Source organism: Paracoccus sp. (in: a-proteobacteria) (genome assembly GCF_047973135.1).
GTDB lineage: Bacteria > Pseudomonadota > Alphaproteobacteria > Rhodobacterales > Rhodobacteraceae > Paracoccus.
Genome location: NZ_JBKEBL010000121.1, coordinates 1 through 24,318, shown reverse-complemented (window position 1 = coordinate 24,318; position 24,318 = coordinate 1). Strand labels below are relative to the sequence as shown.

Below are 24,318 nucleotides of genomic sequence, written 5' to 3'. Positions count from 1 at the left end.
ATGCCCTGACCCTGACGGCGTGGCCCCACCATGTCCACGCTGATCAGGGCCTTTCTTGGCAGTGGCGCGCCGCTGACTCCCGACGAGGGGCAGCGCGCGGGTATCGTTCTGTTGTTGAGCGCAATCCTGTGCCTGACGCTGATGGACGCCGTGGCCAAGCACCTGATGCAGGATTATTCGCCAGCGCTGGTGGTCTGGGCGCGGTTCGTCGTGAACCTGATGATCATGGCGCTTATCTTTCGCAAGCGCACATTATCGCTGCTGCGCACCCGTCATCCGGTGGCACAATTCGCGCGCAGTCTGGCGCAGCTTGCCTCGGTCGGGCTGTTCTTCACCTCGCTGCATTTCATCGGTCTGGCCGAGGCGACCGCGATCATGGATCTGCATCCTGTGCTGATCACGCTGGGGGCGGCGCTGTTTCTGGGCGAAAGCATCGGCCCGCGCCGGATCGCGGGCATCGCTGCCGCCATGTTGGGCGCGATGATCATTATCCGGCCCGGCGCAGGCGTCTTTCAGCCCGCCGCGCTGCTGCCGCTGGCGGGGGCATTCTCTTTTGCCGCCGTATCGCTGCTGACCCGCGCCGTCAGGGGCGATTCCGCCGCAACCTCGGTTCTGTGGCCAAGCGTGGTGGGCGTCGTGGCATGCAGCGCCATTCTGCCCTGGTTCTGGCAGCCGGTCTCACCCGGCGATCTGTGGGCCTTTGCGTTGCTGGGGGGCTTTGGCACGATCAGCCTGCATCTGCTGGTGCGCGCCTATGCCGTGGCCGAAGCGGGAAAACTGGCGCCCTTTGGCTATACCGGGCTGATCTGGGCTGCGTTGTGGGGATGGCTGATCTTTGGCCAGTTGCCTGATCGCTGGACCATCGCAGGCGCGACGATTATCGTGGGTGCCGGAATATATGTCTGGTCACGGGAACGTGCCCGGTCCGGAAACTGACATGAGCAACGACCCACCCCCGCCAAAGGACCGTGCCAGTCACCCGCCGCTGCGCGACCGGCTGGGAAATGCCGGTTTTCTGGCGGTCATCTGGCTGGCCCGCCAATTGCCCTATCGCCGCCGCCTGCCCGCCGCCGGATGGTTCTTTGCGCATGTGCTGGCCCCTCTGGCCGGGTGGCGCAAGCGGATTCGCGCCAATCTGGCGCTGGCCCGCCCCGAACTGCAACAGGCCGAGGTCGAACGTCTGGTCCGCGCCGTGCCCGACAATATCGGCCGTTCGATGATCGAAACCTATTCGGGCGAGGATTTTGTCCGCTGGACACACAAAACCGCAACCATCGAAGGCCCCGGCCTGCCTGCGCTGGAACGGGCCTTTGCCGAAAAGCGCCCCGTAGTGCTGGCCTGCGCCCATATCGGCAATTACGACGCGATGCGCGCGGCAATGGTGGGGCGCGGCTGGCCCTTTGGCGGGCTGTACCGGCCCATGAACAACGTGGCGTTCAACGAACACTACACGACAGCGATCACCTCTATTTCCGAGCCGCTGTTCCCGCGCGGGCGGCGCGGACTGGCGGCGATGCTGCGGCATCTGCGCGACGGCGGCTGGCTGGCCATCGCCATAGATCAGGCCGACCGCCACGGCGAGCCGCTGCAATTCTTTGGCCGACCCGCCAGAACCTCTCTGACCGCCGCCGAACTGGCCCTGCGCCACGACGCGCTGCTGTTGCAGGCGGCGGCGATCCGGCAGCCGGACGGCCTGACCTTCCGCATCCATGTGGACGAACCCGTCGCCCACAGCCAGCCAGCCGAGATGATGCAGACCCTGAACGACCGGCTTGAGGCCCTGATCCGGCAGCATATGGGGCAATGGCTTTGGGTGCACCGGCGCTGGAAATAGGCGTCAGCCCTGACCGCGATCCTCCAGCGCGTCGAACCCGGCCTTCTGGCGATCGGTCCAGCGCAGATGCAGATGCAGCCCGTCCTCTTGCGCCTCTTCGTGTTCGACGACACCCGCCTCGTGCAGCCATGCGCGGCGACGGCCATCGCTGAAGGGAAGGATGATCGTCGCAGCGTGACGGGGTTCGTCCAGCGCCTGCGCCAGATGTGCATCAATGGCCGAGACCAGTTCGTCCAGCCCCTCGCCGGTCAGGGCGCTGACGGCGCTGACGCCATTCATACGCGCCCCGGTCCGCAGCAGCGCCTCGCGCGCATCGGGGGTGAGGGCGTCGATCTTGTTCCAGACCTCGATCTGTTCGACATCCTCGTCCATGCCCAGACTTTCCAGAATCTCGGCCACGTCGGCGGCCTGTTCGGTGGTTTCCGGGTGGCTGATGTCGCGCACATGCAGGATCAGGTCGGCTGCAAGAACCTCTTCCAGCGTGGCACGGAAGGCGGCGACCAGCTCGGTCGGCAGGTCGCTGATGAAACCGACCGTGTCGGACAGGATAATCCGGCGCCCCGCCCCGCCGCCCGAAGCACCCGGCAGGCGAATCGCCCGCATGGTCGGATCCAGCGTCGCGAACAGCATGTCCTTCGCCAGAACCTCGGCCCCGGTCAGACGGTTGAACAGGGTGGATTTTCCGGCATTGGTATAGCCGACCAGCGCGACAATGGGATAAGGTACCTTGGCGCGCGCGGCGCGGTGCAGCGTGCGGGTCTTGACCACACGGTCCAATTGCCGGCGCAGGCGGGTCATCTGTTCGTCGATGGCGCGGCGATCAGCCTCGATCTGGGTTTCGCCGGGGCCGCCTACAAAGCCAAGGCCGCCGCGCTGACGTTCCAGGTGGGTCCAGGCGCGCACCAGCCGGGTCCGCTGATAGGACAGCGCGGCCAGCTCCACCTGCAACACCCCCTCGCGCGTGCGCGCCCGGTCGGCAAAAATCTCAAGGATCAGTCCGGTCCGGTCCAGCAGCTTGACGTCCCAGTCCTTTTCCAGATTGCGTTGCTGCACGGGCGAAACCGGCCCGTCGATCAACACCAGTTCCACGTCAAGGCCAGCCATCCTTGCGCCGATTTCGGCCATCTTGCCCTTGCCGAACAGCATGCCGGGGCTGGGATCGCGCAGGCGCGCGACCTCGGCGCCGACAACCTCAATCCCCGGCAGAGCATGTGCCAGCGCCTCGGCCTCGGCCAGCGCATGTTCAGGTGTGCGCCGCTGATTGCGACCATGGCCAAGATCGGGATGGATCACATAGGCACGGGCGGGCCTTGCCTCTGTCGAACTGGGTTCACCCAATCAGTCATCACCTTCATAAAGGCTGATCGGCTGACCCGGCATCACCGTACTGATGGCGTGTTTGTATACAAGCTGCGACTGTCCGTCGCGGCGCAAAAGCACGCAAAAATTGTCAAACCAAGTGATCACGCCTTGCAGCTTGACCCCGTTGATAAGAAAAATCGTGACGGGCACCTTCGCCTTGCGGACGTGATTGAGAAATGCGTCCTGCAGGTTCTGTTTGTCGCTCGCCATGTTGTCTAATGTCCGCTTGTTAATTATTGGGCTTATATCACATTTAAGCGACGACGGCAGGCCGCGCAAGGTCGGGACCGCCCCGGAAAAACATAAGTTAACCTTCGGTAAACTGTTCGGCGAAACCTCGCCATCCGTGCTAGCGACGCCAGAACTCGGGCGAAAACAGCGCCAGGATCACCAAAGTCTCCAGCCTTCCGACGACCATTGCACCGGCCAGGACAATCTTGGTCATCACCGACAGACCCGACCAGCCCTCCCACGGGGCCGAGGCAATGCCGGCAGTTCCCTCGAATGCCGGGGTCAGGGGAATCGCCGAGGCCAGCGGTCCGGTATTCGTCAGCGCCGCGATGGAAAGGATAGTCGCGGTTTCAAATTCAATTTGCTGAATTGAAACCAGCATGATCGTCACCGCAATCGAACTGGCAAAGAGCATAAAGAAAATGAATGCCAGATAGGCCCCTTCCCGCCGCAAACGCCGCGCGATTCGCCCCCCGCCCGCGATCGAGCTGGGGTGAACGATTCGTTCCAGTTCGCGTTCGCCGTGCCGCGCCAGCGCATAGACGCGCAGCAGCTTGACGCCCCCCGCCGTGGTGGCCACTCCGCCGCCCATCATCGCCAGCCCGGCCAGGATCAGCCCCGGCGTGGACAGCCCCGACCACGCCCGCGCGCCCTGCCAATCAACCGAGGCCCAACCGGTCGTCGTCAGATAGCTGATGGCACTGAACATCCCGCCCCACAGCGCCGCCAGCGCGCGGCCAATTTCGGTCAGCATCGAGGGATCGCCGGGCCCATCCTCGGGCGCGGCGATGACCGCGACGAAATGGCGCAGGAACAAAACCACCGTGACCAGCGCGACCAGCGCCGCCGCCAGCCGCAATTCGGGATCGTCGCGCAAGCTCTCGGTCGCGCGCAATTCGCCGCCTCCGGGCCAGAAACGGCGGGACAGGGCGGGAATCAGGAACAGGAACACCATCATCTCGCCCGGCAGGCCCGAGCGTTCGCCCGCAGGCCCAAGCGTCGGAGCGATGCCACTGGTGGACAACGTGCCCATCGCCCGGCACAGCGCCACGATGGAACTGTCGCCCAGCAACAGCAACGCCACCCACAGGATCAGCGTCAGCACCGCATAGATCGGAAACACGTCCCGCGCCGCCCGTTGCAGCCGCCGCGACGGATCCAGCAATTCATCCTGAAACGCGGGCGAGGAAAGATGCGCGACGGGCTGGCGCGGTTCCGCGCTTTCGGGCAGGCGCTCGAACTGTTCGTTCCGTCCATAGGGCGATGACATCAGCTCGAACCCGCCAACCCGCAAGGGTGCCAGAACGGCAATGGCTGCGACGAGGATGAAGAACCCGCCCATCCAGCCGACCATGGCACGCCACAGATGCAGCGGCGCGGGCAGAAGATCGGCGGAATACAGCGTCGCGCCGGTGGTGGTCAGCGACGACACCATCTCCCACCAGGCGTTGAACATGCCGGTATCAGGCAGGCTTTCGGCAAAGGGTACTGCCAGCACTAGGGGCAGCAGCGTCACCACCGCAACCGCCGTGACCAGCGCCTGACGCGCCTGACGCATCGGCGGATTGGCCGCCGTCGCCACCCCGATCAGCGCCGCCAGCACCAGAAACAGCAGCGAGGCGTAAAAGAAATTCCGCGCGATGGCGTCCTGATTGGTCGAGGTGGCATAGATCGCTGGCACCAGCATCGACAACGCCGCCACCACGACAAGCTGCATCAGGATCGGCATGCGCGAAAGGAACGACACGCGGGCCCCCGTCAGAAAAAGTCGATCGAGACCTGCAACAGGCGCTCGACCTCGGGGACGTCGTGGGAAAGGGCAAAGATCAGGACGATATCGCCCTCGTCGATGCGGATATCGGCGGCGGGCTTGACGATGCGGTCGCCCTTTTGCACCGCACCCAGCAACGCGCCCTCGGGAAATTCGATGTCCCGGATCGCGCGGCCCGACATGGGCGAAGTGGACAGCACCTGTGCTTCCATCACCTCGGCCTCGGCATCGCCGATGGAATAGATGTCGCGTACGCGCCCGTGCCGGATATGGCGCAGGATGGTGGAAACGGTCGTGGCCCGCGGGTTGATATAGGCGTCGATATCCAGCGCCCCCATCAGCGGCACCAGCGTCGGATCGTTGATCAGCGCGATGGACATGCGCGCACCCGCCTGCTTGGCCCGCACCGAGGCCAGAAGGTTGGTCTTGTCGTCATCGGTGATCGCCAGCACCGCGTCCGAGGTGGGCACGGCGGCTTCCTCGAACAGTTCGGCGGACAGGCCGTCGCCGTTCAGCACGATTGTCCGTTCCAGCCGGTCGGCGGCGTATTCGGCGCGGTTGCGGTTCCGTTCTATCAGCTTGGCGCGGATCCGGTCAGGGCGCGCTTCCAGTTCCTGCGCCACGGCCAGCCCGACATTGCCCGCCCCGATAATGACCACGCGTTCCTGCTTGACCGGCGGCTTGCCGAAAATCTCCAGCGTGCGGGGCACGTCATCGACATGGGTGAAAACATAGATCTGATCGCCCGAAAACAACTGGTCGTTCGCCTCGGGCGCGAACAGCTTGCCATCGCGCCTGACACCCACCACCATCGCGCGCAGGCTTGAAAAAATCTCGGTCAGTTGCCGCAGTGGCGTGTTCAGCGCCGAGCATTCATCGTCCAGAACAAGCCCCAGCAAATGCACCTTGTCATTCATGAAGGTCTCGACGTCAAAAGTCGTCGGCGCGGACAGGCGTTGCAGCGCCGCCTTGGCGACCTCTCGTTCGGGGCTGATCACGACGTCGATGGGCAGGTGGTCGGTGCGGTACAGGTCCGAATAGATCGCGTCCAGATAGGCGCTGCTGCGCAGGCGGGCGATCTTGCGAGGAACGCGAAAGACCGAATGCGCAACCTGACATGTGACCATGTTCACTTCGTCCGAATGGGTTGCGGCGATGATCAGGTCGGCATCGCGCGCGCCCGCCCGATCCAGCACGTCGGGATGGCTGGCAAAACCGGTGACACCCTGCACATCCAGCGCGTCAGTCGCGCGGCGGACCAGTTCGACATTGTTGTCAATGATGGTGACGTCGTTGCGTTCGCCCGAAAGGTGGCGGGCGATCTGCCAGCCTACCTGACCCGCTCCGCAGATGATGATCTTCATGTCCGTCCCCGAATCGCCGTCCCTGTGCCGGTCTGGCCGCTGGCCTTGCCGACACGATAGCCCTCATCCCTGCGTAAGTCGCCCGGGGGCAAGACGCAACCGTCCCGCCATCCGGCCAACCCACAGGCAGCGATTGCAGATTTTACCGGATATTCCAATAGCTCTTGATAATCGACTCGCGTTGAACTAACATTTGATTGCCATTCGTTATTCTTTGGGTTGAGTAACTTTCGATCAGCCTGCGGGGTTCGCCGAATGGTTTGGTCGTTGTTTCCGAGCATGCTGTTAGATCGTCGCTTCCGCGGCCCGGACCCGGCCTTCTGCGCGCATTACGTGTAGGGCCGGCATTCTGGACCGGGAACCGTGCCGCTTGGCTGCGAGGAGACGCAAGCGATGCAAGGATTGTCCGGTCCGGGTTCGTCTGCACCCCGTGCGCCCGTGTCCAGAGCATCCGGTTTGTTTCCCCCCAAACTTCGTCGTCCTGCCAAGCGGACGCGAAGGCGGCCGGAGGTGCTAACTGGCAGTCGCACCACCGGCCGCCTTGACCGAATGTCATTCGGGCGCGATCAGTCTGCGCCCACGGTTTCCTCGTCCACGCGGACCCCCCCGACGACGCCAAGCGATTTCAGCTTGCGATGCAGGGCACTGCGTTCCATCCCGACGAATTGCGCGGTACGGCTGATATTGCCGCCGAATCGGTTGATCTGGGCCAGCAGATATTCGCGTTCGAACAGTTCACGCGCCTCGCGCAGCGCCATGGCGGTGATCTGCGGGCCAAGGCTCAGCGCGTCGCTGTTGTCGGGGGTCGCGCCCTGCGGTTCAAGTTCGGCCAACTGAATCGGGCCGGTTTCCTCGGCCAGGATCAGCACCCGCTCGATCACGTTGCGAAGCTGGCGGATATTGCCGGGCCATCGCATCGCCTGCAACGCGGCAACGGTTTCTTCGGGCAATTCCCTCAGCGCAAGGCCCTGTGAGGCGTGGAAATACTCGATGAAATGCTGCGCCAGCATGCCGATATCGTCGCGCCGTTCGGCCAGCGAGGGTACGGGAACCGGCACGACGTTCAGCCGGTCATACAGTTCCTGACGGAACCGCCCGGCGGCGATTTCGGCCACCAGATCGCGGTTGGTCGAGGAAATCACCCGCAGATCGACCCGCACCTTGTCCGAACCACCCGCCCGCGTGAATTGCTGTTCGGTCAGCACCCGCAGGATCTTTGGCTGCGTGCCCAGGGGCATGTCACCAACCTCGTCGAAATAGATCACCCCGCCATGCGCCTGTTCCAGAAGGCCCGGCTCGATTCCGCGTTCGGGGGTTTCGCGCCCGAACAGCACCTCTTCCATGCGTTCGGGCTCGATGGTGGCGCAGGGGACGGTGATGAACGGTTCGCGCGCACGGGGACTTTGGGCGTGGATATAGCGCGCCGCCATTTCCTTGCCCGCGCCCGGCTCGCCTGCCAGCATCACCCGGCCATTCGACTTGGCCACCTTGTCCAGATTGTCGCGCAGCCGCTTGAACGCGACCGAGCCGCCCATCATCTCGGCCATCTGACCGCCGCCGCGTTTCAGGCTGCTGTTTTCGCGGCGCAGGCGGCTGGTCTCCATCGCCCGGTTGATGACCACCATCAACTGATCGATATTGAAAGGCTTTTCGATGAAATCATAGGCGCCCTGCTTGATCGCGGCGACGGCGATTTCGATATTGCCGTGGCCGGAAATGATGATCACCGGCACGTCGGGATTGTTGCGCTTGACCTGCTTCAGGATGTCGATCCCGTCCATCCGGCTGTCTTTCAGCCAGATGTCCAGAATCATCAGCGCCGGTTCCTCGTCGTTCAGCGCATTCACCGCCTCGTCGGAATTGGCGGCGGTGCGGGTCGCGAAGCCTTCGTCCCCAAGAATATCGGCGATCAGTTCCCGGATGTCGCGTTCGTCATCGACGATCAGAATGTCACTCATATCGTCACTGCCTCGTCTTTCTCGTGTCTGGTTTTGCGTTGCGTTCCGCGAACCGGCTGGCGTTCGCGCGGAAGGCGGATTTCGGCCATCGCGCCCTGCCCGCCTGGCGCATCCGTCAGGACCAGGCTGCCGCCATGTTCCTCGACGATCTTCTTGACGATAGGCAGGCCCAGCCCGGTGCCCTGCGCCTTCAGCGTCACATAGGGTTCGAACAGCCGCGTCCGGTCTGCGGGCAGGCCGGGGCCGTTATCGGTGATGCGGATCGTCACCGCATCGGGGGCGGCCTGCATCGTCACGTCGATGCACGGCTGCCAGTCATCGGGCGGATCGGCGGATTTCTCGTCCAGCGCCTCGCCCGCATTCTTCAGCAGGTTCGTCAGTGCCTGCCGCAGCATCCCGGCATCGCAATCGACGATGACGGGCTGGTCGGGAATTTCGGGACGGACCGCGCCTTTCAGCGCGTCCTGTTGCAACAGCACCGCCTCGCGCAACAGCGCGGCCAGATCGGTCTCGGCACGATCCGGTTCGGGCATGCGGGCAAAGCGGCTGAATTCATCCACGATACGGCGCAGGTCGTTGGTCTGACGGATGATGACCTCGGTATACTGGTCCAGCGCTGCCTGATCCTCGGGGCCGATCAGCCGCGAGAACTTGCGTCTGATCCGTTCCGCCGACAACTGGATCGGAGTCAGCGGGTTCTTGATCTCGTGGGCGACGCGACGGGCGACATCGCCCCACGCGGCCATGCGCTGCGCGCTGACCAGTTCGGTCACGTCGTCAAAGGCCACGACATAGCCTTCCAGCGCGCCATCCGCGCCCCGGCGCACCGCCATGCGGACCAGCAGGCTTTCCACCCGCGCCTCGCGAGCGATGCGTACCTCGTCCTGCACGGCCTCGATCACCGAATTGGTCAGCCGTTCGAACAACCCGGCAAATTCGGGCACGGCCTCGGACAGCAGGGCGTCAATGTCGCGCTTGGGCTCAAGCCCCAGAAGCCGGGTGGCCGAGCGGTTGAGGAAATCGATCTCGCCCGCCGCGTCCAGCCCGATCACCCCGGACGTGACCGAGGACAGCACGTTGTCGAACAACCGCCGCTGTTCGTCGCTGACGCGATAGCTGGCGACCAGTTCCTCGCGCTGCGTCTTTAACTGCCGGGTCATGCGGTTGAAGCTTTCGCCAAGGGTCTGGATTTCGTCGCCGGTGTCGGGTTCTGGCACCTGCACATCCAGATCGCCGCGCCCAACCCGTTCGCTGGCCAACGCCAGTGCGCCGATGGGCCGCGAGAGGCGGCTTGCGAACCACAGGCCCAGCCAGACGGCAGCGGCCACCAGCAGCAGCGCAAAGCCCAGATAAACCAGCGAAAATTCAAACAGCACCCGGCTGCGCGTCTGCTCAAGCTGGCGGTAATCGCCGATGGTGGCCTGCGTGTCGTCCAGAAGGCCCAGCAGGTTGCCATCCACGACGCGGGTCACATAAAGATAGCGGTCAGCCAGCGGCGGCAGGGCGACCAGCGCGCGGAACTGGTTATTTTCCCAATCCTCGATCAGCACCAGCCCGTCGGCCTGCGCCTGATCAAGCTGGGCGCTGCCGGGCTGTTCGTACCAGAACAGATAGCTGCCTTCGCCCCGCGACCTGATCTTGCCGGTGCCGTCGATGACATAGGCTTCACGCAGTCCGCGCTGGATCAGCGACTGCCCCTTCACAAGAAGCTGCCGCAGATCGCTGTCCTGAATCAGCGGATCGTTGCGGCCCGCCTGAATCAGGACATTGGCCAAGGCGCGGGCATCCTCGGTCAGGTCGTGGCGATGTTCGTCCTGATAGGCTTCGGCGGCGGCTTGCGACGTGGTCACGACCTGCTGCACGCGGTCGGAAAACCAGCTTTCCAGCCCGATATTGACCAGAAACCCGGCGAACAGCGCAACCAGAACCGTGGGAACCAGCGCCAGCCCGGCAAAGACCATGACCAGCCGGCTGTGCAGCCGCGATCCTGCGGCCGAGACCCGCCGCGCCGCGATCAGCCGCGCCATCCGGGCAATCACCAGTCCGATCAGAACGATCAGGTAAAGCAGGTCCAGCAACAGGACCATGCGCAGGATGCGGCTTTGCAGACCGACGCTCAGCGGGCCAAGCACGCTCATGGTGGCGACGGCCAGAACCGCGCCCACGCCCAGCAGACCCCATGTCAGAAGCCCCCGCCATTTGCGGCCCAATCTGACACGCGCCAACCTGTCCCAGCTTACTGCGGCAACCACGCCCGTCATAACCCCCACTCGCCGTCTGTCGCGGCTGTATCGTCACAGCGCCGTGACTTTGACGCCGCTACCTGTGGCGGTTTTACATCAGTTTGCGACGCCGTGTCACCTCTATATTCAGCTCGGTCAGTTTCTTGCGCAAAGTATTGCGGTTTATCCCCAGCAGGTCCGCACATCTTAGCTGATTTCCGCCGGTCGCATCCAGCGCGACCTGCAAAAGCGGGCGTTCGATCTCTCGCAGGATGCGATCATACAGGCCCGGAGGCGGCAGCGCGTCGCCATGCAGGTCGAAATACCGTTGCAGATGCGCCTCGACCGTATCGGACAGGCGGGTATTCGCCGCCACCGGCGCAACGGCCCCCGAATCCATTCCCGCAGCGAACATCGGCTGGCCGGGCAACAGACCGGGGCGCGCGCCGGTCTGCTGGACCAGCGCCTCGCGCATCTCGGTGCCGGAAATCGCCGCGACACCCGCCGTCAGCGCCAGTCGGCGCATCATGTTTTCCAGCTCGCGCACATTGCCGGGGAAGGGATGAGTCCGCAGCATCGCCGCCGCGTCGTCAGCCAGCGTCCGGTCGGGCAACCCCTGCGAGGCCGCGCGCGCCAGCAGATGCGTGGCCAGCGGTAGAATATCGTCCACCCGCGCGCGCAGGGGCGGCACCGAAACCGTCACCCCCGCCAGCCGGTAATACAGATCGGCGCGCAGCCGCCCGCCCGCCACATCGGCCTGAGGATCGGGACCGGTGGTCGAGATGATCCGGGGTGCCAGAGCCCGGTCGGGACCGGCCTCCATCGCCTCGATCAGCCCGGTCAGCCGGGCCTGCGCAGCCTGATCGAACGCGGCGGGGTTCTCGATGATGATCGTGCCGCCCCGCGCCTTCTGCGCGGCGCGGGCAATCGCATCCTCGCTGGCATCGGCCGAGGTCAGCACGACCAACCCCCTGTCGCGCCGGTCCGCCAGCTCGTGAAAGGACCGGGCGATGGTTGTTTTTCCTACCCCCGGCTCGCCCGCGATCAGCACCGGCAGATCGGCGTTCAGCACTCGGGCAACCATGCGGAACAGCGCCTGCATCGCGGGCGCGTGGCCGATCAGCGGCATGGCGGGATCGGCGCTTTCCCGCGGCGCGGCGGTGGGTTCGGACGTGGCGGCGTCGGATTTGCGCGGGCGGCGCGACAGGGCCTGCCCGGCCTTGCTCATCAGGTCGGGCAGGTCAAAGGGTTTGGGCAGGTAGTCGAAGGCATCCGCCTCGGTCGCGCGGATGGCGGTGACGATTGTGTTCTGGGCCGAGATCACGATCACCGGCAGATCGGGGCGCAGCACGCGGATTTCCGGGATCCGGTCTATGCCGTTACCGTCGGGCATCATCACATCGGTGATGACCAGATCGCCGCGCCCCTCTTCGACCCATTTCGACAGTTGCGCCAGACTGCCCGTGGCATGAACCCGGCATCCTGCACGGGTCAGCGCCTGCGTCAGAACGGTGCGGATGGTGCGATCATCGTCTGCAATCAATACGGTGCCGTCCATGATAAGGGTTCCTTATGCCTTGGGCAGGGAAAGTCGGAAAACGGTCCGGCCAGGGCGGCTTTCCACCCGGACCAGCGCGCCGTGGTCGGTAATGATCTTGCTGACCAGCGCCAGCCCAAGCCCGGTACCGTTCTCGCGGCCGGATACGAAGGGCTCAAAGACCTGATCGGCGATCACGTCGGGCAGACCGGGGCCGTCATCCTCGATCTCGATCTGCAGGGGCAGCGGGCGGCCCTTGGGATGGTCGTCATCGGGCGGCAGGCGCAGCGTGTGGTCGTAATGGGTGCGCAGCCGGATCTGGCCACCGCCATGGGCGACCAACGCCTCGGCGGCGTTCTTGACCAGATTCAGGCAGACCTGCATCAACTGGTCCGCATCGACCAGCGCAAAGGGCAATGAGGGGTCATATTCCGTCACCACGGCCAGCTCGCGGGCAAAGCCCACCGCCGCCAGCCTGCGCACCTGTTCCAGCACGTCATGGACATTTACCGGCGCAAGAATGGGCGCCGAGGTGTCGCCGAACCGTTCCACCTGTTCCAGCAGCGCGACGATGCGGCGGGTTTCGCTGACGATCATTTCGGCCATCTCGCGATCCTCGGGCGAGGCGTTCATGCCCATCACCTGCGCCGCGCCCCGAATGCCCGCCAGCGGGTTCTTGATCTCATGCGCAAGCATCTCGGCCATGCCGATGGCGCTGCGGGCGGCGGTGCGGACGGTACGGCTTTGATGGATCATCCCGGCCTCGTCCTCGGGGACGATCAGGATTGACACCGCCCCGCCACTGTCCGAGCCGGGTCCGGCATGAACCGCTGCCCGCCGGGTCTGATGCCCGCCCGCGCGGTCGCCGATCTGGAACTTGACCGAGGGGTGATACAGCGCCTCGTCACCGCTGACGACGCGTTCGAACAGCGGCCGCAGCGAGGGGCAGATGCGCAGCTTGTTGGCCAGCCCGTCACCCTCCAGCCGCTTGCCCAGGCTGGAATTGCGCGAGATGTTCAGCCAGACCTCTGCCGCGTCGTTCATCGCCGCGATCCGCCCCGCATCGTCAAGGATCAGCGCGGGCAGCGGCAGTTGCGTCCATGCCGGACCGGGAAACGCCTCGCGGAAATCGGCAGGACGCAGGCAGGTCATGCGGCAACCCCTTCCGCATCGGCAAAGGCGCGCCGGATCAGGGCGAGGGTCGCGGCAGGGCTGTCGGCGCGCAGCATCTCGGCCCGCAGCGGGGCAGCGGCGGCATCGGCATACCAGCCCAGATGCTTGCGGGCGACGCGCAGGCCCAGTTCCGCGCCATGGAAATCCAGCATGTCGTGATAATGTTCCTCGACCAGATCGGCCAACGCGGCACCCTGCGGCACATCCGGCGCGGGCGTGCCCCACAGTTCATGCGCAATCTGCGCCAGACGCCACGGCATGCCCTGCGCCCCGCGCCCGACCATCACCGCCTCCGCCCCCGAGGCCGCCAGCGCAGCCCGCGCCGTGACCGCGTCCACCACATCGCCATTCGCAACCAAGGGCGGGCGGCCCGGAATATTGGCGACCGGCGCGATCCGCGACCAATCGGCGCGGCCCTTGTAGAACTGCGCCCTTGTGCGGCCATGCACGGTCAGCATCCGCACCCCCGCGCCCGCCGCCCGTCGCGCCAACTGGGCGGCGTTCAGGCAATCATCATCCCATCCCAGCCGCATCTTCAGCGTGACCGGTACGCTGACCGCGCCGACCACCGCATCTATCAGCCCAAGCGCATGATCCAGATCGCGCATCAGCGCCGCCCCGGACAACCCGCCCGTCACTTTCTTTGCCGGGCAACCCATATTGATGTCGATGATCGCCGCGCCCATGCCCTGCACAATCCGCGCGGTTTCTGCCATTGCGCCGGCCTCGCGGCCTGCAATCTGCACGCTGACGGGCAGCGCGCCCCCGGTCAGCGCCCTGGCACGCACCAGCGCGCGGGTCGAGGGGCGCGGCGTCACCATCTCGGACGAGGCGACCATCTCGCTGACCATCAGCCCCGCGCCGAACCGCGCCACCGCCCGCCGGAACGGCAGATCGGTGATGCCCGCCATCGGCGCCAGGAACACCGGGGGGCCAAGTCGCGTTTCGCCAATCGTGATCGGGTCGGGCAGATGCATATTCTGTTCCTTCGCGCTGGCGGGGGCCGCTCGCAAGGATGGCCCCCTGCACCAGCGCCGCTCTGTCTGCAAGCGGCACATAATTGCACATATTGCAGGCATATAGCCACATTTTTAGGCAGCGGCGATTCCCGCCCATGTTGCAATCGCCCCGCCCGCCCGTCGCTTTTGACGTGGCGCAACCGCCTCTGGCTGCTTAGACAGGGTGCAAACGCCGCACGAGGTCAGCATGTTCCTGTCGGTCTTTGATCTGTTCAAGATAGGCGTCGGTCCGTCATCCTCGCATACGATGGGGCCCATGGTCGCGGGTGCGCGGTTCCTGAGCGCGTTGCGCCAACAGCCATTTCGCGCGCATGGCCTGCGGGCCAGTCTGCATGGCAGCCTTGCCTTCACCGGCAAGGGCCATGCCACCGACCGCGCCACCACTCTGGGGCTGGCGGGCTTTGTGCCCGAAACCATGGACGCGGCCAAGGCCGAGGCCGCGCTTGCCGCGAATCGCGCCAGCGGGGTGCTGTCGCCCGAGGGTTTGGGCGAATTGCGCTTTGATCCGACGGTCGATCTGCGTTTTGACTATGACCACGCCCTGCCCGGCCATGCCAATGGCATGACCCTGTCGGCGACCGACGCACAGGGCGATGTGATCTTTCATCAGGTCTATTACTCGGTCGGCGGCGGCTTTGTGCTGACCGACGAGGAACTGGCCCGCAAGGGCGACGAGGATCGCAGCGACGCCGTGGCCCGCGTCCCCTTTCCCTTTGCCAGCGCCACCGAGATGCTGGCCATGGCTGAAAAATCGGGCAAGTCCATCGCCGCGATGAAGCGCGCGAACGAACTGGCCTTCCGCCCCGAGGCCGAACTGCGCGACGGTCTGGCCCGGATCTGGCAGGTGATGCGCGATTGCATGGATCGCGGGCTGGCGGCGACCGGTACCCTGCCCGGCGGGCTGAATGTCCGCCGCCGCGCCCATGCGATTCATCAGGCGCTGCTGGCCGAACGCGGCATGAACCTGACAGCGCCACATGTCATCAACGACTGGATGTCCACCTATGCGATGGCCGTGAACGAGGAAAACGCCGCCGGAGGACAGGTCGTCACCGCGCCGACCAATGGCGCGGCGGGGGTGGTGCCCGCCGTCATCCGGTACTGGCTGGACCATGTGCCGGGCGCAACCGAACGCGCCCTGCCCGACTTTCTGCTGACAGCGGCGGCGGTGGGCGGGCTGATCAAGCATAATGCCAGCATTTCAGGCGCGGAATGCGGCTGTCAGGCCGAGGTCGGCAGCGCCAGCGCCATGGCCGCCGCCGGGCTGGCCGCAGTCCTGGACGGCACCCCCCGTCAGATCGAGAACGCCGCCGAAATCGCGCTGGAACATCATCTGGGCATGACCTGCGATCCGGTGCGCGGTCTGGTGCAGGTGCCCTGCATCGAACGGAACGGGTTGGGCGCGATCAAGGCGGTCAGCGCCGCCAGCCTTGCCCTGCGCGGCGACGGCCAGCACCTTGTGCCGCTGGATGCCGCCATCGAGACGATGCGCCAGACCGGGCGCGACATGTCGGAAAAATACAAGGAAACCTCGCTTGGGGGGCTGGCCGTCAATGTGCCGAACTGTTGATCGCGCGACAGGCTTCGTGCCGCCGGCGCGGCCACGCCGCGCTTGCCCCTGCGGCGCGTGGTTGCTAACGCTGGCGTGACAGTGATCCATTGAAAAAAGGCCGTCAGATGTCTTTGCGCTACGCATTTATCGCCCTTGTCACCCTTCCGCTGGCCGCCTGCGACGGTCTTGGCATGCGCGGGCAGGACCAGCCCGACGCTCCGGCGCATTCCGGCCCGCCCGCCGTCTCGCCTCTGGAGGTTCCGATCGAGACCGGCGCGGCCGAACCGCGCGCCGTCTCTACCGCCGAGGCCAGCACCCTGAACACCACCGCCTTCAGCGCACGCGGGAACGATACATCCTGGGCCGTGGACGCGGCAGGCAGCACGGCAATCTACAAATCCGCGCCGGACCAGCGCGGTCAGGCCGTCCGGGTGAACCGCCTGACTTTCGCGGAAGGGGTGGAATATGTGGGTATCGTGGGCGGCAGCCCCTTTGCGCTGACCGTGCGCGGCGGTGCCTGCCGCGACGGTGCCGGACAGAAATTCCCGATGACCGCCACGCTGAAGGTCCGGGGCCGGACAAGCAGCGGCTGCGCCAGCCCCGCCACCGCCGAGGTCGCCGCCGCCGTCGCCGCGACCAAGGCTCCGGCACCGGCAGCGCCCAAGGTCGCGCGCCCTGCCGCGACGACGCCCAAGCCGCCGGCGACGCGGCCAGCGCCTGCAACCCCCACGACACCGGCAACGCCCCCGGCAGCCACGACGACACCGGCGACACCGCCAACCACGACACCGGCAACGCCCCCGGCCGCGACAACACCGCCCGCGACCACCACCGCGCCTGCTGTCGAGCCGCCGGTTGTGCCTGCGCCCGCCGCGCCTGCGGCCCCCGATGCGACGGTTCCGGCACCGGCGCTGCAACTGCCCTCGACCCCGCCATCCGTGACCCCCGCCCCGGATGCAGAGGCACCGGCGGCGGGCGGCGAATAACCGCCGTCTGCGGCCTATATGACGCACCTCGCCGGGGATCTTGGCCCGGCGGGATGCAATCCGGATGAACGGTCGCTATGATCCGGCCAAAGGTTGAACCAGGGACATATCGATGCACCGATCCATTCTTGTCAGACACCTGCTGGCGACGGCACTGCCCGCCGCGCTGCTGTTGGGCACGGCCAGTTCGACCGCCGTGGCCGAACCGATGCTGGCGCGGAACATGTCAAGCTATGGGACACCCGGCGGCATCGATAACCCGACGGCGGAACAACTGCCCGACGGAACACTGGGCGCAAGCCTGTCCTGGTCCGATTACGCACGGCGCAACACCATGATCTTCCAGATCATGCCACGCATGACCGGCGCACTGCGCTATACCAAGATTGACGGCATCGACCGCGATCGGGGCTATATCTGGGACCGGTCCTTTGACCTGCATTATCAGGTTCTGTACGAAAACGGCTGGCGTCCCGCCTTGGGTGTCGGGCTGCGCGATTTCATGGGGACCGGCCATTATTCGTCGGAATATATCGTCGCCACCAAGAACCTGACCCCCACGATCCGCGCCTCGGCCGGTCTGGGTTGGGGCCGCCTGTCCGGCAAGCCTCGTCCCTTCGACGCGGGCGATACCGGCGGCAAGCCCAATGTCGGCGACTGGTTCACGGGGCGCACGCGGCCCTTCGCCACGCTAAGCTGGCAGGTGAACGACAAGCTGACCCTGATCGGCGAATATTCCAACGACGCCTATGCCCGCGAGGTGCTGGAGGGCGCGGACAAGCCGTCGAGCAAGTTCAATTTCGGGGCCGCCTACAAGATCGGCAACAACTATGAACTGGGGCTGTATTCCATCGGCGGGTCCAAGATCGGCGCGCGGTTCAGCCTTGCACTGAACCCGAAAGAGGCCCCGTTCCCGTCAGGCACCGAAAGTGCCCCGGTCCCGGTCAAGCCGCGCCCCGCGCCCGCCGCCGATCCCGAGGGCTGGTCAGGCAACTGGGCGCAGGATCCAACCGCGCAGCCCGCGATCCAGACGGCGCTGTCCGACGCGCTGGCCAAGGAAGGGCAGGTGCTGGAATACATGGCGCTGTCCTCGAACCGCGCCGAAATCCGCATCGAGAACCGCCGCTATATCCAGCAGGCCGAGGCCATCGGCCGCGCCGCACGCCTGATGACGCGCGCCTTGCCCCCCTCGGTCGAGACCTTCGTGATCACCTCGACCGCAGATGGCATCCCGACCTCGTCGGTGACGGTGCGCCGGTCCGATATCGAACGGCTGGAAAATACCGAGGCAGGCCAGATCGCCGCCGTCGCGGCGCTGTCCGACCCGATCGCCTATCCCGGCGATCTTGTGCGGACCGACGACCTGTTCCCGCGCTTTAACTGGAAATTCGGCCCCTATCTGGGAACCTCGCTGTGGGATCCGGACGAGCCGTTCCGCTTTGAACTGGGCGCGCAGATCCGGGCCAGCTATGAATTCATGCCGGGGCTGGTCCTCAGCGGTCTGGTCCGGCAGCGCGTGGTTGGCAATATCGATCAGGATGCGCCCGGTGGGATGGGCATCGACGAATATGACGATGCCGGTCACGACTATAACAGCCGTGGCGTGCCGCGGGTGCGTTCCGACGGGCGCATGTATTCGGGAACCAAGCATCCGGTCATTCCACGCCTGACGCTGGCTTGGTACGCGCATCCGACGCAGCAGACCTATACCCGCGTGACTGCGGGCCTGCTTGAGCGCGCCTATGCCGGGGTCTCGGCCGAGGCGCTGTGGAAGCCGGTAAATTCGCCGCTGGCCATCGGGGCCGAGATCAACCGGGTTCGCAAGCGCGACTTCAACCAGTTGTTCGATTTCCGCGATTACGAGGTCACAAGCGGCCATGTCTCGGCCTATTATGAACTGCCGAACGGCTTTCTCGCGCAGCTTGATGTCGGGCGCTATCTTGCGGGCGACAATGGCGCGACCCTGACGTTGGAGCGCGAGTTTGCGAATGGCTGGCGCGTGGGTGCCTATGCCACCGTGACCGACATGAGCGAGGAAGAGTTCGGCGAAGGCTCGTTCGACAAGGGCATCACCCTGTCCATTCCGGTCGCCTGGGCCACCGGAAAGCCGACCAAAGACCGCGTCGGCGGCACGTTGCGGTCGCTGTCACGGGATGGCGGCGCGCGGGTGAATGTTGACGGGCGGCTGTATGACACGATCCGCGACAGCCATTCGGTCAAACTTTACGAAGGTTGGGGGAAATTCTGGCGATGATCACCACAGCGCTTAAATCCGCAGCGGTCAGCGCCATGCTGCTGGGAACGCTGGCCTCTTGCGGCAGCAACTCGGTCGGCGACGACAATGCCAGTCTGGGCAGTTCGATCCGGCAGATTGCCGTGGAAAGCCTGCCCGCCTCGGTGACGGGTCAGGTTGGCAAGGCCGCCGAAGCGCCCGCGAAACGCACCGCAGAAGACATGGCGGCTACCGCTCTGCGGGTCAATCCTGGCCCCCTGATCCTGACCAGCCTGGAAAGTTACGGCACCACGCAGGCCATGGCGATGACGGGCCAGAACGGCGCGATGCGCACCTTCATGACCCCGAACCATCAGGCAGTCATCCTGCGCAACGGCTTTTTGCTGGGCACGCGCGGACTGGGTAACGACATGTCCGTGACCGAGGCCCAGACCGAGGCTTTGATCCGCGCGGGGCGTGCAGGATCGGGCCAGCGCATTATTCGCTACTGGACCGGCGACGGGCTGGAAACGCCGCTGCAATTCTCTTGCATCACTGCCCCGCAGGGCGGCGGCGTGGCCGAGGAATGTACCGGTCACGGCATCACCTTCCAGAACAGCTATGTCGTACAGGGCGGTGTGATCGTCGCCTCGCGGCAATGGGGTGGGCCAAGGCTGGGCTATCTGACCATCCAGCTCCTGCGACAATAGGCCACGCGGATCGCGATACGGAAAAAGGGGTCAGGACATACAGTCCTGACCCCTTTTTCTTGCCGCGCTTCCCCACATGGGTCAGCGCCCCAAAAACAAAAGGGCCGGCAGATGCCAGCCCTTCGACACCAACGGCGAACGCCGTCAGAAATTAGTTGGTGGTGCCGTTGTCGTTGTCGTCGTCGTCGTCATCCGAAGCGACGGCAGCGATAACGCCAACCAGCAGCAGGGCCGGAATCACCAATCCGGCGTTCATCGAGGACGCCGGCTGCTCGTCAACAATGACAGGCTCAGTTTCGATGACAGGGGCGACGTAGCCACCAGCCAGAGCCGAAGTGGCGGTCAGGCCGAGAGCGACAGCGAAAGTAGCGAATTTGGTCATGATCATGCTCCGTTACGATTGAAGGCTGCCGTATCTGGCAACATCGGTGCGACACTTACATAATCCCGCGCTGATGAAAAGCTGCATCAATTCAAATCTCATCCGCGAAAGGGGTCACTGTTGCATATTCGCCAGTACCTGCCGGAAGGTCCAGTTGCTTTTTTTCAAAACAGCCTATTTGCACGCATCTTTTGGAAACTACCGGCGAATAGCCGCCTGAGCAGCAATAAAAAACAGCGCCGCAGCGGTCACGATCGAAGGCCCGGCGGGGCTGTCCAGATACAGGCTGGCGGCCAACCCCGCCATGACCGACAGCGCGGCGATCAGCGACGACAGGACGGCCATTCGCTCTGGCGTCGGCGCCAATCTGCGCGCGGCGGCGGCAGGAATGATCAGCATGGCGGAAATCAGCAACGAACCGACGATCCGAATCGCCAGCGCAACAACCAGCGCAAGCGCGACGGACAGGACCATCCGTTCAACCCGCGGATCGATGCCGGCGGCCATGGCCAGCTCTTGATTGATCGAGGCCGTGACCAGCCTTTGCCAGCGCCAAATCAGCAGGCCCAGAACTGCCAACGCCCCGGCCCAGATCCAGGCCAGATCGGAGCGACCGACCGCCAGAATGTCGCCGAACAGATAGCTGGCCAGATCGACCCGCGCCGAGGGCACAAAGCTGATCGCGACCAGACCGAAGGCCAGCGCCGAATGCGCCAGCACGCCCAGCATCGTATCCATCGCCTGCCCCCGCTCGGTCAGGACCGAGACCAGCACAGCCATGGTCAACGCCACCCCCAGCGTTCCGGCATAGATCGAAACCTGAAAGGCGATGCTCAGCGCGACGCCCAGAATCGCCGCATGGGCCGTTGAATCCCCGAAATAGGCCATCCGCCGCCAGACCACGAAACTGCCAAGGGGGCCTGCGACCACGGCAAGCCCCAGCCCCGCAAGAACGGCGCGCACAAGAAAATCGTCAAGCATGGTATCGGTTATCCGTTCTCAGCCGTGGCTGGCCGCATGTCTGTAATGATCATGGTCGTGATCATGATGGTGGCGATACAGGGCCAGCGTTCCCTCGGCCTCGGCTCCGAACAGGGCGCGATAGGCGGGGGCGCCGCTGACATGCTGGGGCGAACCCTCGCAGCAGATATGCCCGTTCAGGCAGATCACCCGGTCCGAGGACCGCATCACCACCAGCAGGTCATGACTGACCATCAGCACCGCCGCGCCGGTCTTGTGGCGGACATCCTCGATCAGCTTGTAAAAGGCGACCATACCGGGCTGATCAAGTCCCTGCGTCGGCTCGTCCAGCACCAGAAGTTGCGGATCATGCAGCAGCGCACGGGCCAGCAGGACGCGCTGGAACTGCCCGCCGGAAAGCTGCGTCAACTGCCGCTTTTCAAGCCCGGTGACATCAGTACGCGCCAGCGCGTCAGCAGCGGCGGCATCGCTGACACGCACCGGCAGCGACAGAAAACGTCGCACCGTCAGCGGGATGGTATTGTCGACCAGCACTCGCTGCGGAACATAACCGATGCGCAGCCCCGGCCGCCGCATCACCCGCCCCGAGGCCAGCGGCATATGCCCCAGAAGCGCCCGCACCAGCGAGGATTTTCCCGATCCGTTCGGCCCCACAACTGTCACGATCTCGCCCGGCTGGATGGCAAAATCGACGTATTCCAGCACCGGCTCGGTCGTGCCGGGACGGTTGATGGTCAGGCCGGCGGCCTTGATAAGGGCGGTCATGCGTCAGCCTTTTCCCGGCAATTGGGGCACAGTCCCAAGGCCTCGACCGTCGCGCGCTCGACCGTAAAACCATGCGCCGTTGCCGCATCGGTCAGCGCGCCGCGCACGACAGGAGCATGGGTTTCGGCCACCTTGTCACAATTGCGGCAGATCAGGAAAACCGGGGCGTGATCCACGGCCGGGTGCAGGCAGGCAGCAAAGGCGTTCAACCGCTGAAGGCGATGGGCCAGACCGTGCTGCACCAGAAATTCCAGCGCGCGATAGGCAACCGGAGGCTGCTTGCCGAACCCGTCATCGGCCAGCCGGTCCAGCACCTCATAGGCCCCCATCGCGCGATGCGATTCCAGCAGGATCTCCAGCGTGCGGCGACGCACCGGGGTCATCCGCGCGCCTTCCCTGTCCAGCCGCTGCTCGGCCTCGGCCAGTACGCGCGACTGGCACACCCCATGATCATGGGGCGCAAAGGGTTGATCCGTCTCGCTCGGTCCGGTCAATTCCGTTACCTTATTACATTTCTGTTGACTTGTTATCACATAACATGCTTCACAGCCAAACCGCAATATCACGAGGAAGATTTTCATGCGCTGCCTGATACCCGCTGCAATCCTTGGTTTTGGTCCCCTTGGCGCGATGGCCGCCCCGCCGGAAATCGTCGCCGACACACCGGTCACGGGGTCGCTGGTCCAGCAAGTACTGGGCGATCTGGGTGAGGTTCGGGTGCTGATCGACAAGGGTGGCGACCCACATCACTACCAGATGCGGCCCTCGGACGCGCGTGCGCTGCAATCGGCCGGGGTGCTGTTCTGGATCGGGCCGGAACTGACCCCTTGGCTGGAACGGGCCGCCACCGGTCTGGGACAGTCCAAATCCCTGTCGCTGCTGCATGCCGAGGGCACCCAGCTTCGCAGCTATGCCGAATCCGGCCATGACGAGCACGACGATCATGACGGCCATGATCACAGCGGCGTCGATGCCCATGCCTGGCTGGACCCCACCAATGCCGAAATCTGGCTTGGTACCATCGCCAATTCGCTGTCCGAACTGGATCCCGATAACGCCGCGACCTATGCTGCGAATGCCGAGGCTGCACGCAGTCGGCTTGCCGCGCTGGACGCCGAGATAGCGGCAAAGCTGGCCCCGGTCGCGCAGATGCCCTTTGTCGTCTTTCACGACGCTTACGGTTACTTTACAACGCATTACGGCCTGACCCCGGCGATTGCCGTGTCGCTTGGCGATGCCTCGGCCCCCTCGGCGGCCCGACTGGCCGAGATTCACAGCCAGATCATCGACAGCAAGGCCGTCTGCGCCTTTCCCGAGTTCGGACACGACCCGTCGCTGATCGACAGCGTCATTCAGGGCATCGACATCCGCGTCGGGGCAGAGCTGGACCCGGCAGGCCGCGCCCTGACGGATGAAGCATCCCTGTACGAGACGGTTCTGCAGGGCCTGTCCTCGACGCTGACCGATTGCCTTTCGGCGCCAAGCTGACCAACCGGGCGGGGCGCGGCTTGATAAGGCATTGATAATTAGTTATTAATAAATCCTGACTCTTTCTCTTTGACAATTCTTACTAAATTTGTAAGGATTCGGTCATCGCAACTGAACAGTATGAGGCCGACCATGACCGCCACACGTCCCGCCGACTTCACCCGCCCCGGAACCAGCCCGCTGGCCCATCTGCCGCAGCATGACGCGAATGATCTGACGCGCGGCGGCAATCAGGCGCTGATCGTGCTTGACGAGCAGGTTTATCAACTGCGGATCACCCGCGCGGGCAAACTGATCCTGACGAAATGACAAAGGGGCGCGATATGCGCCCCTTTGTCCGGTTCTGATCAGCTTCGCGGCTTACCAGAGCCACCATACGGCTTGCCATCCCCGGAACGCGGGGGACGTTTTCCAAACCCGCCGGGACCGGATTTTCCAGAGCGCGCCTCACCCGGCTTGCCACCAAAGCTGCGGCGCGGGCGATCACCGGACTCGCCCGGCTTATCACCAAAGCTGCGACGCGGACGATCACCGGACTCGCCCGGCTTGCCACCAAAGCTGCGACGCGGACGATCACCGGACTCGCCCGGCTTATCACCAAAGCTGCGACGCGGACGATCACCAGACTCACCCGGCTTGCCACCAAAGCTGCGACGCGGACGATCACCAGACTCACCCGGCTTGCCACCAAAGCTGCGACGCGGACGATCACCGGACTCGCCCGGCTTATCACCAAAGCTGCGACGCGGACGATCACCGGACTCGCCCGGC

21 protein-coding genes and 1 pseudogene are annotated in these 24,318 nt (G+C 64.9%); 8 read left to right on the top strand and 14 right to left on the bottom strand.

The genetic code is table 11. The features are described 5' to 3' along the window. Positions 1-30: 30 nt before the first annotated feature. On the top strand, positions 31-936 hold the full coding sequence (locus tag ACK5L9_RS09230) for a DMT family transporter (protein WP_416911170.1): 906 nt from the start codon (positions 31-33) through the stop codon (positions 934-936). A gap of 1 nt (position 937) precedes the next feature. Next, positions 938-1,834, top strand: a complete 897-nt coding sequence (locus ACK5L9_RS09225; RefSeq protein ID WP_416911169.1) for a lysophospholipid acyltransferase family protein — start codon at positions 938-940, stop codon at positions 1,832-1,834. A 3-nt stretch (positions 1,835-1,837) separates the two neighbouring features. Here ACK5L9_RS09225 and hflX read toward each other — a convergent pair whose 3' ends face one another. The 9 genes from hflX to dusB all read right to left on the bottom strand — a co-directional run bounded on the left by hflX (position 1,838) and on the right by dusB (position 14,429). Beyond that, positions 1,838-3,172 carry a GTPase HflX gene (gene hflX / locus ACK5L9_RS09220; protein WP_416911168.1) on the bottom strand — a complete coding sequence of 445 codons (1,335 nt, stop codon included), beginning with the start codon at positions 3,170-3,172 and terminating at the stop codon, positions 1,838-1,840. Further along, positions 3,173-3,406, bottom strand: a complete 234-nt coding sequence (hfq, locus tag ACK5L9_RS09215) for an RNA chaperone Hfq (protein ID WP_416911167.1) — start codon at positions 3,404-3,406, stop codon at positions 3,173-3,175. It lies immediately after the preceding gene. Between the two features lie 139 nt (positions 3,407-3,545). Then, on the bottom strand, positions 3,546-5,174 hold the full coding sequence (locus ACK5L9_RS09210; RefSeq protein WP_416911166.1) for a potassium transporter TrkG: 1,629 nt from the start codon (positions 5,172-5,174) through the stop codon (positions 3,546-3,548). Positions 5,175-5,185: 11 nt separating this feature from the next. Further along, entirely contained in the window at positions 5,186-6,562 is a 1,377-nt protein-coding gene (trkA, locus tag ACK5L9_RS09205; RefSeq protein ID WP_416911165.1) for a Trk system potassium transporter TrkA, read from the bottom strand. Between the two features lie 566 nt (positions 6,563-7,128). Further along, positions 7,129-8,520 carry a sigma-54-dependent transcriptional regulator gene (locus ACK5L9_RS09200; protein WP_416911164.1) on the bottom strand — a complete coding sequence of 464 codons (1,392 nt, stop codon included), beginning with the start codon at positions 8,518-8,520 and terminating at the stop codon, positions 7,129-7,131. Continuing rightward, positions 8,517-10,781 carry an ATP-binding protein gene (locus ACK5L9_RS09195; RefSeq protein ID WP_416911163.1) on the bottom strand — a complete coding sequence of 755 codons (2,265 nt, stop codon included), beginning with the start codon at positions 10,779-10,781 and terminating at the stop codon, positions 8,517-8,519. Before ACK5L9_RS09195 ends, ACK5L9_RS09200 begins: the two co-directional genes overlap by 4 nt. A gap of 73 nt (positions 10,782-10,854) precedes the next feature. Beyond that, a complete protein-coding gene (locus tag ACK5L9_RS09190; protein WP_416911162.1) occupies positions 10,855-12,300 on the bottom strand; it encodes a response regulator in 1,446 nt (481 codons plus the stop codon). A 12-nt stretch (positions 12,301-12,312) separates the two neighbouring features. Continuing rightward, a complete protein-coding gene (locus ACK5L9_RS09185; RefSeq protein WP_416911161.1) occupies positions 12,313-13,431 on the bottom strand; it encodes a two-component system sensor histidine kinase NtrB in 1,119 nt (372 codons plus the stop codon). Further along, positions 13,428-14,429: a tRNA dihydrouridine synthase DusB gene (dusB, locus tag ACK5L9_RS09180; protein ID WP_416911160.1), complete on the bottom strand. Its 1,002-nt coding sequence runs from the start codon at positions 14,427-14,429 to the stop codon at positions 13,428-13,430. Before dusB ends, ACK5L9_RS09185 begins: the two co-directional genes overlap by 4 nt. A 229-nt stretch (positions 14,430-14,658) precedes the next feature. Between dusB and ACK5L9_RS09175 the strand changes: the two genes are divergently transcribed. The 4 genes from ACK5L9_RS09175 to ACK5L9_RS09160 all read left to right on the top strand — a co-directional run bounded on the left by ACK5L9_RS09175 (position 14,659) and on the right by ACK5L9_RS09160 (position 19,931). Next, positions 14,659-16,041 carry an L-serine ammonia-lyase gene (locus ACK5L9_RS09175; RefSeq protein WP_416911159.1) on the top strand — a complete coding sequence of 461 codons (1,383 nt, stop codon included), beginning with the start codon at positions 14,659-14,661 and terminating at the stop codon, positions 16,039-16,041. A gap of 107 nt (positions 16,042-16,148) precedes the next feature. Further along, the gene (locus ACK5L9_RS09170; RefSeq protein ID WP_416911158.1) at positions 16,149-17,009 is read left to right on the top strand and encodes a hypothetical protein; all 861 of its coding nucleotides are present in this window, start codon (positions 16,149-16,151) and stop codon (positions 17,007-17,009) included. 112 nt (positions 17,010-17,121) lie between these two features. Next, positions 17,122-19,263: a YjbH domain-containing protein gene (locus tag ACK5L9_RS09165; protein WP_416911157.1), complete on the top strand. Its 2,142-nt coding sequence runs from the start codon at positions 17,122-17,124 to the stop codon at positions 19,261-19,263. Next, a complete protein-coding gene (locus ACK5L9_RS09160) occupies positions 19,260-19,931 on the top strand; it encodes a YjbF family lipoprotein (RefSeq protein WP_416911156.1) in 672 nt (223 codons plus the stop codon). Before ACK5L9_RS09165 ends, ACK5L9_RS09160 begins: the two co-directional genes overlap by 4 nt. Positions 19,932-20,082: 151 nt before the next feature. Here ACK5L9_RS09160 and ACK5L9_RS09155 read toward each other — a convergent pair whose 3' ends face one another. From ACK5L9_RS09155 to ACK5L9_RS09140, 4 genes are all read right to left on the bottom strand, one after another. Then, on the bottom strand, positions 20,083-20,313 hold the full coding sequence (locus ACK5L9_RS09155; RefSeq protein ID WP_416911155.1) for a hypothetical protein: 231 nt from the start codon (positions 20,311-20,313) through the stop codon (positions 20,083-20,085). Positions 20,314-20,511: 198 nt separating this feature from the next. Continuing rightward, a complete protein-coding gene (locus ACK5L9_RS09150) occupies positions 20,512-21,294 on the bottom strand; it encodes an iron chelate uptake ABC transporter family permease subunit (protein WP_416911154.1) in 783 nt (260 codons plus the stop codon). Positions 21,295-21,312: 18 nt separating this feature from the next. Beyond that, positions 21,313-22,059 carry a metal ABC transporter ATP-binding protein gene (locus tag ACK5L9_RS09145; RefSeq protein ID WP_416911153.1) on the bottom strand — a complete coding sequence of 249 codons (747 nt, stop codon included), beginning with the start codon at positions 22,057-22,059 and terminating at the stop codon, positions 21,313-21,315. Then, complete coding sequence (locus tag ACK5L9_RS09140) at positions 22,056-22,553, bottom strand: Fur family transcriptional regulator (protein ID WP_416911152.1); 498 nt, start codon at positions 22,551-22,553, stop codon at positions 22,056-22,058. Before ACK5L9_RS09140 ends, ACK5L9_RS09145 begins: the two co-directional genes overlap by 4 nt. A gap of 85 nt (positions 22,554-22,638) precedes the next feature. Between ACK5L9_RS09140 and ACK5L9_RS09135 the strand changes: the two genes are divergently transcribed. Together ACK5L9_RS09135 and hemP are read left to right on the top strand one after the other, a co-directional pair. Continuing rightward, positions 22,639-23,547 (top strand): zinc ABC transporter substrate-binding protein, encoded by a 909-nt coding sequence (locus ACK5L9_RS09135; RefSeq protein ID WP_416911151.1) that lies wholly within the window; start codon positions 22,639-22,641, stop codon positions 23,545-23,547. 132 nt (positions 23,548-23,679) lie between these two features. Further along, a complete protein-coding gene (hemP, locus tag ACK5L9_RS09130) occupies positions 23,680-23,856 on the top strand; it encodes a hemin uptake protein HemP (RefSeq protein WP_416911150.1) in 177 nt (58 codons plus the stop codon). A gap of 38 nt (positions 23,857-23,894) precedes the next feature. Here the strand turns inward: hemP and ACK5L9_RS09125 are convergent. Further along, a pseudogene (locus ACK5L9_RS09125) lies at positions 23,895-24,318 on the bottom strand (hypothetical protein); the annotation flags it as partial.